The organism is Xanthovirga aplysinae, assembly GCF_009711365.1.
Taxonomy (GTDB): Bacteria; Bacteroidota; Bacteroidia; order Cytophagales; family Cyclobacteriaceae; genus Xanthovirga; species Xanthovirga aplysinae.
Genome location: NZ_SMMB01001181.1, coordinates 1 through 10501, shown reverse-complemented (window position 1 = coordinate 10501; position 10501 = coordinate 1). Strand labels below are relative to the sequence as shown.

Sequence of the window (10501 nt, the reverse complement as noted above, 5' to 3'; positions counted from 1 at the left end):
TCTATGAATTCCCTGCCCATGAATTCTATATGTTCCCATTGATTCTCTACTGTAATGAATTTCTCCAAACCGAGCATTAAGCAAGTGTAAAGGCCAATCACCCACATGAAAATCTGTAAATTCAACTGGTAGAGGAAAGTTATTATTCCTAAAAACTACACCCAAGGTAGGTATATAGTTGCCCTTCAATAAAACTTGAAAATTAGTTAATTCCCTGGGATGTTCCCTCCTTTCACCAAAAAACACCACATCTTTAACGTCAACATCATCAGAAATAATTTTCACATTATGACAGGAAATAGCCAGATTTTGATTACTTTCTAATAAATCTACCTGTTTTTGTAGCTTCAAAGGATCTGTCCAATAATCATCGCCGTCCAATAAAGCAATATATTTTCCAGTACAATTCTCAAGTATATTTTGAAAATTATATAACCTTCCTAATTCTTTTCTCTTTTTCCAATAATCTCCTCCTATGGGACGCTCCAAAATACGAATACGAATATTTTTGGAATCTTTAAAAGACTTAATTACATCAAGTGTATCATCTGTAGAAAAGTCGTCTCCTACCACGACCTCCACAGGAAATGAGGTCTTTTGCATCATAATTCCCTCCATAGCCTTTTTTATAAAACGGCCATGATTGTAGGTCATTAATCGCACGCTTACCATATACCCATCAGATTTCATACCCGTACCTTAAAAGTATATTCCCACAAATATTATTAAACCTTCCAATTTCAGAGGAAGAAAAAATTTTCCTATATTTTTGAGTATTTTTTTTGTCTATTTCCCCCATTGTCTTTTTCTTCCAATCCAATGTCTCAATTGGCTCATCAAAATATTGTGATCTATAGAAAGTCAATAAATCCGAGCTATATTTAACTCCTAAAAAAGCCATTACTTTTTTTAAGGTAGGCTCTGGCTTACTAATCAGGTCCTCATATCTAATTTCTAAATAGTCTTCTTTAGCCAGTAAAGAAAAATGCCTTTCTATTTGGGTAATGTTTTTCTTCCAATCTCTGGCAATATCTTCGATATTTGAAGCCAAAACAGGTTTGTACCGGGAATTTGTTTCAAGCTTTTGCAAATCAAGATAAGAACAAGCCACGTCCCTTCCATCTCGTATTAGATGAATAAATTTCGCTTTGGGGTAAATCTTATTAATTAAAGGCAAATAATTTATATAATAATTGTTTTTATCACCCCATTTGATATGGTTTTTCCCCTGCTGTTTTCCATAAAAAACATAAACTATCCCACACAATTCTGCATAATTTTGAGGAGAATTCTCAAGAATAATTTTTTTCAATTTAGGATAATCAATTCTCCACCCCTCTATTTTTTTTGATCCTGCTAAATCAGTCAAAAATTGGTCTACTTTCAAAGGGTCAGTGCTATCCTCTTTTTTCCACCCCCCATAACGATCGAACCACCACTGGGCAAATCCACATTCGGGAGGAATACACAAAATTGGGTGGCTGTTAAGCATTAACCTAAATAAGGATGTCCCTGAACGTGGATTTCCAAGAATAAAAAAAGGTTGATCCAAATTCATTTAATTAATATTTTAAAGTTCTTAAAATTATCCTACAGATCATATCTATCTCCGAATTCGATAAATAATAGTATAGGGGCAAACAAAGAATTCTTTTGGATATATTTTCCGCTATTGGCATTGCCATTTGATTTACATAATTAAGAGAAGACAAAAGTGGATAAAAATATCTCCTGGCAAATATATGGCTTCTTTCCAAGGCCTGAAAAACTTTTATACAATCCTCTTCAGAATCAAATAATATAGGGTAATATGAATAATTATATGTTGCATCATCACTGATAAAAATATCTTGAAGTTCCAATTTCTTTAACCAACTATTATACAAATGATGATCCTGCTTTCTTTTTTCAAGAATATCGTTAGCATAAGGTAAGTTAGCTAACCCCATCGCAGCATGAAACTCCGAATTTTTACCATTAATACCCACCCCCTGAAAACTTTCCGGGCCATTATGACCAAAATTCCTAAGAAAAGCTATTTTCTTTAACAACTGAGGATCTTTAGTAACGACAGCCCCCCCCTCAATTGTATGAAACAGTTTTGTCGCATGAAAACTAATGGTACTAATATCTCCATATTCCAATACAGATTTCCCCTTGTATTTGGTTCCAAAACAGTGAGCCGCATCATATATCACCTTTAAATTATAATTATCTGCAATTCGTTGAATAGCATCAATATCACAAGGGTTACCATAAACATGAGTTGCCAGTATTGCCTGAGTTTTATCCGTAATGGCACCCTCAATTTTTAAGGGGTCGATGTTTAAAGAGTTAGCCTCAATATCTACAAAAATAGGATTACAGTTTTCCCAAACAATAGAAGATGTGGTCGCCACGTAAGAAAAGGGAGTAGTGATAATTTCCCCCTTCAGCTCCAGGCCCCTAATGGCAAATTGCAAAGCAATTGTCCCATTTGTAACAAACAATAAATGACTCAAGCCCAGAAATTTCTTTAACCTCAATTCTAACTCATTAACCAAGGGTCCATTATTTGTAAGCCACTTCCGTTCCCAAATACCCTCTATATATTGCTTATATTCCTCCTCCTCAGGAAGAAAAGGTTGTGTAACATTAATCATACACTTATTAGATCTAAAAGTTAAATAAGGTTCTTTTAACTAATAATTTTTATCAAAAGGATAGGATTAAATAATCTATTGCCTTTTTTTATATGTTCTAATTAAGAAAAAAGGTAAAGTCATAATTTTCATCCTATTATATACTAGCACAGCTTTAGCAAAATTTTCTATCCCTATGGTTATTGCAGTTGCTAAAGCAGCTCCCCAAGCTCCCCAAATTTTTATAAAAAAGAAGTTTAAAAAAATATTTAAAAGACCAAACGTAATAGACACCTTCCCCAATAAACGTTCATAGCCGCACATAGTTAATAAATAACCAACAGCTCCGGTGCAAACATTAATAAATTGGCCAATAGCCAATAAAATCAAAACTTTATTCGCTAATCCAAATTCTTCTCCCCATAATGTAAGCATTTGTTGCCCAAATAGCACGTAAAAAAAAAGGGTAAATATTCCTACTATTATTAATGATAAAGTTAACTTTTGAACCATTAATTCAAGCTCCCTAATTTTTCCTTCAGCATATAAAGATGCTATCTTAGGTGCGATTATAGAGTTACTAATAATTAATAAGAAGTTCGTTAAAAATGCTAACCTTGAAGCTACACTATATAAACCTACCTCTGCAGTACTTTCCAGCCACCCCAACATTATGGTATCTGTACTGGTAGATAAAACCCCCATTGAAGAAACTACAAGTAAGGGAAGAGATGTCTTTAATAAATACCTATTGCTGACTGAGGCCCTTTTCTTTTCAACGGGTTTAAATGTTTTTATCAAATAGCCTTGAGAAATAATAAAGACTAAAAAAAAAGACCCTAAATAAATAATGGCCACATTGTCAACTGTAAGGCTCAGTCCAAAAAAACCCACAGCAAAAATAACAACCGATCTAATTAAAGTACCGATGGACTCCTGTAATGTATTAGCCTGCCAGGTAAATTTCATCCCCCTAAGGGCCCAGGAGTTTAAGCTGATTAGAGTAAAAGGGATCAAACCAATAATAAAAAGAGTTAAAGGAAACTTTAAAGAAGGATCCTTAAAAAAAGTAATTGAAAAATAAGGAACTAGCAAAAGTAGACCTACCGTTAAAAAAAGTCCAAAGCCGATAGAAAGATTTTTAGAACGATTAATTACGGCATGAACAAATCCAAAATTTCCCTTTTCACCTCCTATTGCTACTTCTTTCATAATGACATCGCCCAAGCCTAAAGCTGTCACCAAAGTAAATAGGGATAAAATTTTGTTGGCCAAATTAATTTTCCCCAACCCATCTGCCCCTAATGTTCTTCCCAAATATACACTAGTAGCAAAAGCCAAAACCATAGTAATAACCTTAATTCCCAAAGATGCCCCTGCCTTTTTTGTTATTTCTAACAAATGCTGGTCAAAATAAGCATCAGACATTTTTTTAATAGTTGTCTTAATCATGCTTAAATTTTATTCAAAGCAACCTCATTTTATAAAAATATCCCAAACTTATTTTATCCCCAAAAAACTCGGATTCAATAGATTTTCTTTGTTGTAAACTAATTCTTCTGCACCTTTTCCGGATTGATCCCGAACCACATAACCTATTCCATTTATCACGGCATGAGCTGCCGCCGTATCCCACTCCATAGTGGGCGCAAAACGAGGATAAACATCCGCTTTTCCCTCTGCCAATAACATAAACTTTAAGGAACTACCCATAGATACAATTTCCGGGCTATTCAATGAGCTAAGAAACTCTTCAGTTTCATTATTTAAATGTGACCTAGAAGCAACTACTCGAATCCCCTCCTGACTTAGGTCAACAGTTTCTCGCTTTTTCAATTGAATAATAGCCTCATTACCTTCCTGCATAAAAGCCCCCAAATCCTTTCCGCCCCAGTATAACTTTTTTAGCACAGGTGAATAAACAACCCCCATAATGGATTTTTGTCCATTAATTAAGGCTATATTTACGGTAAACTCCCCATTTTTCTTGATAAATTCTTTAGTCCCATCCAAAGGATCAACCATCCAGAAATATTCCCACCCTTTCCTTTCTTCATAAGGAATATTTTTACCTTCCTCTGAAAGTATTGGAAGTGGAGAGTTTTCCAAAATTTTAACAATCTCCTGGTGTGCTAATTTATCAGCCTTGGTTAATGGAGACTGGTCTCCTTTCAATTCCACATCCAGTTCTTCATTTTGGTAAACTTCCAATATCTTAATACCTGCTTTTAATGCAGCATCTTTTGCCAATTCCAACAGCGGCTTTATTTTCCCTCGATCCATCAAATATCTTTGTCACGAACTGTAAATTCGTCTAAATAATTAAATAATCATTCCTGCTGCAACCGTTTCATTAGTTGCTTCATCAATTAAAATTAGGCTTCCAGTCACTCTATTCCTTCGATAAGAATCAATCATCAAAGGCTTAGTACTCCTCATCTTAACTCGGAAGATATCATTCATCTGGATTTCTTTATCCTCCTCTATACGATGCAGGGTATTAATATCAACTTTATACAATACTTCCTTCAATACAGCACGGACCTCATTTGAAGTGTGTTTAAGAATATATTTGGCACGAAGTTGAGGCCCCTTATTATTCAGCCAGCATATCATTACATCCAAACCTTGGGCCACTTGAGGTTGATTGTTTCTCCGAACAATCATATCTCCCCGACTTATATCAATCTCATCCTCCAGGGTAATCGTTACCGCCATGGGGGAAAAAGCTTCTTCTACCTTTCCATCAAAAGTATCAATACTTTTGATTTTAGATTCAAGACCAGAAGGTAAAACAGTAACCTCGTCTCCTGGTTTAAATATTCCACCGGCCACTCGGCCGGCATACCCTCTATAATCATGATATTCATCGTTATGCGGCCTGATAACCGTTTGAACCGGAAAACGACAATCCACATGATTTTGGTCTGAACTTATATGGATAGTTTCCAATGTATTCAACAAAGTAGACCCTTTGAACCAAGACATGGCTTCCGAACGATTCACCACATTATCACCTTTCAACGCACTAATCGGTATGAACCGTATATCATTAATTTCCAGTTTTGCTGCAAATTCCTTATACTCTTCAACAATTTTATTATATGCCTCTTCACTGTAATCTACCAGATCCATTTTATTCACACAGACAATCAAATGTGGTATTTGTAACAGAGAGGCAATAAAAGAGTGGCGACAAGTTTGTTCTATTACTCCTTTTCTTGCATCTACCAAAATCAAAGCGAGATTAGCTGTTGAAGCTCCTGTCACCATATTCCTAGTGTATTGAATATGGCCTGGGGTGTCTGCAATAATAAACTTTCGCTTTGGGGTTGCAAAATAACGATAAGCCACATCAATGGTAATTCCTTGCTCCCTTTCGTCCTTCAGACCATCGGTCAAATGGGCAAGCTCAACATGCCTCAATCCTTTACGTTCACTTGACCTTTTTACGGCATCTAACTGATCTTCAAAAATGGACTTTGAATCATAGAGCAATCGGCCAATCAAAGTGCTTTTCCCGTCATCAACACTACCTGCAGTTGTAAATCGAAGAAGTTGAGTATTATCTATATTTGCCATCTGAAATTACTTAACTATTATATATCCTTATTAGAAATAAAAGCCCCTTTTAAAAGATGAAAACTAATTACATAAGAACCCGAAATAAAGTCCATGTTATGGAATTAAATTAAACTCGAAACTGGTTATTAAAAATATCCGTCCCTCTTTCTGTCCTCCATAGCCGTTTCGGAACGTTTATCATCTGCCCTGTTTCCTCTTTCAGTCTGACGGGCAGCAGCTACTTCTGCCACAATTTTTTCAAGGGAATCAGCATCAGACTCAACTCCCCCAGTAATAGTAATATCTCCCAAGGTTCTGAATCTTACTTGCTTTCTTTCCACCTTCTCCCCTGATCTAAGGGTAAGAAAATCGGAAAAAGGGAGCCAAGTATTATCTCTCCAAACAACCTCCCGTTCGTGAGCAATGTATAAAGATGGAATAGCAATATTCTCCATATCAATATACTGCCAAACATCCATTTCTGTCCAATTACTTATTGGAAATACCCTAAAATGTTCGCCTTGGTGATGTTTTCCATTAAAAATATTCCATAATTCTGACCGTTGATTTTTGGGATCCCACTGTCCAAATTCATCCCGATGAGAAAAGAACCTTTCTTTTGCCCTTGCTTTTTCTTCATCTCTACGGCCTCCCCCAATACAAACATCAAATTTATTTTCTTCAATTGTATCCAGTAAGGTCACTGTCTGAAGAGCATTTCTACTTGCATTTTTACCCCTTTCTTCCACGACACGCCCTTGATCAATTGACTCTTGCACAGAACCAACCGCCAACTTTACACCTAATTCCTTTACTAAAGCATCCCTAAATGCTATAGTTTCTGGAAAATTGTGTCCTGTATCCACATGAAGAAGCGTAAAAGGAATTTTTGCTGGAAAAAAGGCTTTTCGAGCTAAATGGGTAACAACAATAGAATCTTTACCACCTGAAAACAAAATAGCAGGGTTTTCAAATTGAGCAAAAACTTCTCTTAATACAAAAAGAGCTTCTGCCTCCAATTCTTTAATATGATTTAAAAAATACTTACTCATTTTTAAATAACTTAGCTATAAGTTTATATCTTTGATTTTAACACCTCACAAACCTTCAGGACAGACTCTTCAATTGATTGTTGGTCAGACTTTATAATAACATCAGGGGCAACGGGTTTCTCAAAAGGAGAACTAATTCCAGTAAATTCCTTAACTTCTCCAGTCCTAGCCTTTTTATACAAACCTTTTACATCTCTCTGTTCACAAACCTCAACCGGACAATCCACAAAAACCTCGACAAAGTTATCCTTTCCTACCAAATTCCTAACTTTTTGACGATCCACCTCAATAGGCGATACAAAGGCCGAAAGAACAATAATTCCTGCATCGACAAATAACTTACAAACTTCACCTATTCTCCTGATATTTTCAGTCCGTGAGGTTGCTGAAAATCCCAAATCTTTATTCAGACCCCTTCGAACATTATCTCCATCCAAAATATAAGTATGGTACCCTTCATCAAACAGCTTATTTTCCAAGGCCCCTGCAAGCGTTGACTTGCCTGAACCAGAAAGTCCGGTAAACCAAACCACAAACGAGGCATGCTTATATTTAGTATTTCGATCGACCTTCCTGATCTTATGATCATGAGGAATAATATTATCGTTATCCATTATCTAGATCAACTGGTATTTAAAAATTATAAAAAGCAAACTACAAGCTAGATATAAAAAGGTTAAAGGTGCTCCGACTTTAAAAAAATCTCGAAATCCATATCCCCCCGGCCCTGCTACAATCAAATTTGTTTGATAACCTATGGGAGTTAAGAAAGCAGCTGAAGCCGCAAATGCCACTGCCAAATACAATGGCTTTCCCTCTATTCCCAATGTTTGACTTATGGAATAGGCAAGAGGAAAAACTACAGAGATAGCGGCTACATTAGTAATAAAAGAAGTTATTAAAAGTGTAAATAAAACCAATCCTATTAAAACTGGAATAAGTCCATATGGCAATATGAAATCTAAAAAATTACTTGCCAGGAAACCTGAAGCTCCAGATGAAATAAATGCATCGCCAATGGCTAAGGATGCAACAAGGATAGCCAATAAATCCAAATCTATTTCTGATTTTAACTTTTGCAAACTTACCATATTTAAGAATAAGGCCAAAGCTGTTAAAATCAATAAAGTTGAAAAAAGATCAATGGTTCCAAGTAAGAGGAACCCAATAGATAAAACTAAACCTGTCAAAAAGAAATTATTACTCCATTTAGATTTAAGCTCAAATGATTCTTTTGTCGATAGGAGGTAAAAATCTTTTTTCAAAAGATAATTTGAGGCATTATCACTGCTGGCCAACAATAATAAATCCCCCCTTCTCAAGGTTATCTCCCCAATCCTACCGCTTAATTGCTCGCCATTACGATGGACTGCAATAATTACAGACCTGTATTTATTCCGAAAATCAGAATCCTTTATCTTCACTCCCTCCAAAATCGAGTTTGATGGTAATGAAGCCTCCACAATATTCATTTGATCTGCAAAATCAAATTTACTATTCTTTGCAAGCTCCAGATCTTGATTTCCCTTTAATAACTCAATAATTTCGGGCATATTTCCTGTAAAGATAAGTCGATCACCTCTTTGTAACTCCAGTGAGGAATTCTCTACCACGTTAAAGACTTTATCGGCTCTGATCACCTCAATCAAACAAATACCCTTGAGTTTTTGCAAAGAGGAATCCTTTAAAGATTTCCCTTTATAAAGGGAGTTCGGAGATATTTTCACCTCTACAAAATATTCCCTATAGTGCTCCTTTATTTCCTCTTCTAAGGTGGCTTTCCCATTTAACATATTATATCCAAAAAAATATAGGTATATTACTCCGACAAAACTTACCAAAAGTCCCAAATAAAAAAAATCTCCAAATGTTAACAGAGATTCCTTTTGGGCTTCGAGTAACCCATTTAAAACCAAATTTGTAGATGTACCCACAATGGTAATCATCCCTCCTAATATAGCAGAAAAAGATAAAGGCATCAATAAACGGGAAGGCTCCACTCCTACTCTTTTTGCCCAACTGTATACATAAGGAACAAACAAAATCACAATAGGCGTATTGTTGAAAATAGAGGACATGCTTGCCACCACAATATTCATCTTCAACATGAAAACTCTTCCGTTTTTACTCCCTGCAAGGAACCTATCTAAAACCTTTTGAATATTAAAATTCTGCTGAATAACTGCAGAAAGGATAATAATCAAAAAAATGGTTAAAATCTGTTTATTGGCAAGACTTTCAACTAGAATGGTTACTGGTATTACTTTTGAAACAATAAGAATTACAATAGCAGCAATAAATACTAAGGAAGGCCTTACCTTATCTTTTACCAATAGGGTTATCATTATACCCATTGTAAGCATTACAATCCATTTATTTGCCTCCTCTTGCGGCATAATTCAATTACCAATTAGCGACTAAGATACCACCGTATGGTCTTTACAATCCCAGTTTCAAAATTTTCATCTGCTTTCCATCCCAGTTGACTTTCAATTTTGTTCGCATCAATTGCATATCTTCTGTCATGGCCTGGTCTATCTTTTACAAAAGTAATCAAAGATTTGTAGGATATTGATCCAGACAAAGGATTCAATTCGTCAAGAATACTACATATCTTATTTACAATTTGTAAATTAGTCTTTTCATTTCGTCCTCCAACATTATAGGTTTCCCCAGAAACACCCTTATGGAAGACCAAATCAATCCCCCTACAATGATCTAATACGTATAACCAATCACGAACATTTTTACCATCCCCATAGATTGGGATCGGCTCGCTAGCTAAAGCTTTTCGAATAATAGTAGGAATCAATTTTTCTTTATGCTGCTTCGGTCCATAATTATTAGAGCAATTAGTGGTCACAACATTCATCCCGAAAGTATGAAAAAAACTTCTCACTACCATATCAGAGGATGCCTTTGAAGCACTATAGGGGCTATTTGGGGCATAAGGAGTTTCTTCTGTGAATAAACCTTGTTCTCCCAAAGAACCATAAACTTCATCGGTGGAAATATGATGAAACCGACACTCTTCATATGAAGGCTTAAAATAAAAAGGCGAACTCATCCAATACTCTCTAGCGACATCCAGCAAAGTAAAGGTTCCATTTACATTTGTTTTTATGAATGCTTCCGGACCACTAATTGAATTGTCCACATGGGATTCAGCAGCAAAATGAATCACACCACGGATATCATAATTCTTAAAAATAGATTCTAATAACCCTCTATTACAAATATCTCCTTCAATAAACTTGTATCTTG

Annotated in this window: 10 protein-coding genes; all 10 read right to left on the bottom strand. The window is 35.5% G+C overall.

What is annotated here, in order from left to right; all coding sequences use genetic code 11:
- Positions 1-690 (bottom strand): glycosyltransferase (locus E1171_RS15815; protein WP_155207020.1); only part of this gene is annotated, 690 nt, incomplete at its 3' end.
- Complete coding sequence (locus tag E1171_RS15810) at positions 680-1558, bottom strand: sulfotransferase family protein (RefSeq protein WP_155207019.1); 879 nt, start codon at positions 1556-1558, stop codon at positions 680-682. The genes E1171_RS15815 and E1171_RS15810, both read right to left, overlap by 11 nt.
- 4 nt (positions 1559-1562) lie before the next feature.
- Positions 1563-2642, bottom strand: coding sequence for a DegT/DnrJ/EryC1/StrS family aminotransferase (locus E1171_RS15805; protein WP_155207018.1), 1080 nt, complete (start codon positions 2640-2642; stop codon positions 1563-1565).
- 75 nt (positions 2643-2717) lie between these two features.
- Complete coding sequence (locus tag E1171_RS15800; RefSeq protein ID WP_155207017.1) at positions 2718-4073, bottom strand: flippase; 1356 nt, start codon at positions 4071-4073, stop codon at positions 2718-2720.
- A gap of 48 nt (positions 4074-4121) precedes the next feature.
- Complete coding sequence (cysQ, locus tag E1171_RS15795) at positions 4122-4904, bottom strand: 3'(2'),5'-bisphosphate nucleotidase CysQ (RefSeq protein WP_155207016.1); 783 nt, start codon at positions 4902-4904, stop codon at positions 4122-4124.
- A gap of 39 nt (positions 4905-4943) precedes the next feature.
- Positions 4944-6203: a sulfate adenylyltransferase subunit CysN gene (gene cysN / locus E1171_RS15790; protein WP_155207015.1), complete on the bottom strand. Its 1260-nt coding sequence runs from the start codon at positions 6201-6203 to the stop codon at positions 4944-4946.
- Positions 6204-6331: 128 nt separating this feature from the next.
- On the bottom strand, positions 6332-7237 hold the full coding sequence (cysD, locus tag E1171_RS15785; RefSeq protein WP_155207014.1) for a sulfate adenylyltransferase subunit CysD: 906 nt from the start codon (positions 7235-7237) through the stop codon (positions 6332-6334).
- Between the two features lie 23 nt (positions 7238-7260).
- Positions 7261-7851 carry an adenylyl-sulfate kinase gene (cysC, locus tag E1171_RS15780; RefSeq protein WP_155207013.1) on the bottom strand — a complete coding sequence of 197 codons (591 nt, stop codon included), beginning with the start codon at positions 7849-7851 and terminating at the stop codon, positions 7261-7263.
- 3 nt (positions 7852-7854) lie between these two features.
- Positions 7855-9633: an SLC13 family permease gene (locus E1171_RS15775; RefSeq protein WP_155207012.1), complete on the bottom strand. Its 1779-nt coding sequence runs from the start codon at positions 9631-9633 to the stop codon at positions 7855-7857.
- A 14-nt stretch (positions 9634-9647) separates the two neighbouring features.
- A partial coding sequence (gene rfbB / locus E1171_RS15770; RefSeq protein WP_155207011.1) for a dTDP-glucose 4,6-dehydratase occupies positions 9648-10501 on the bottom strand: 854 nt, incomplete at its 5' end.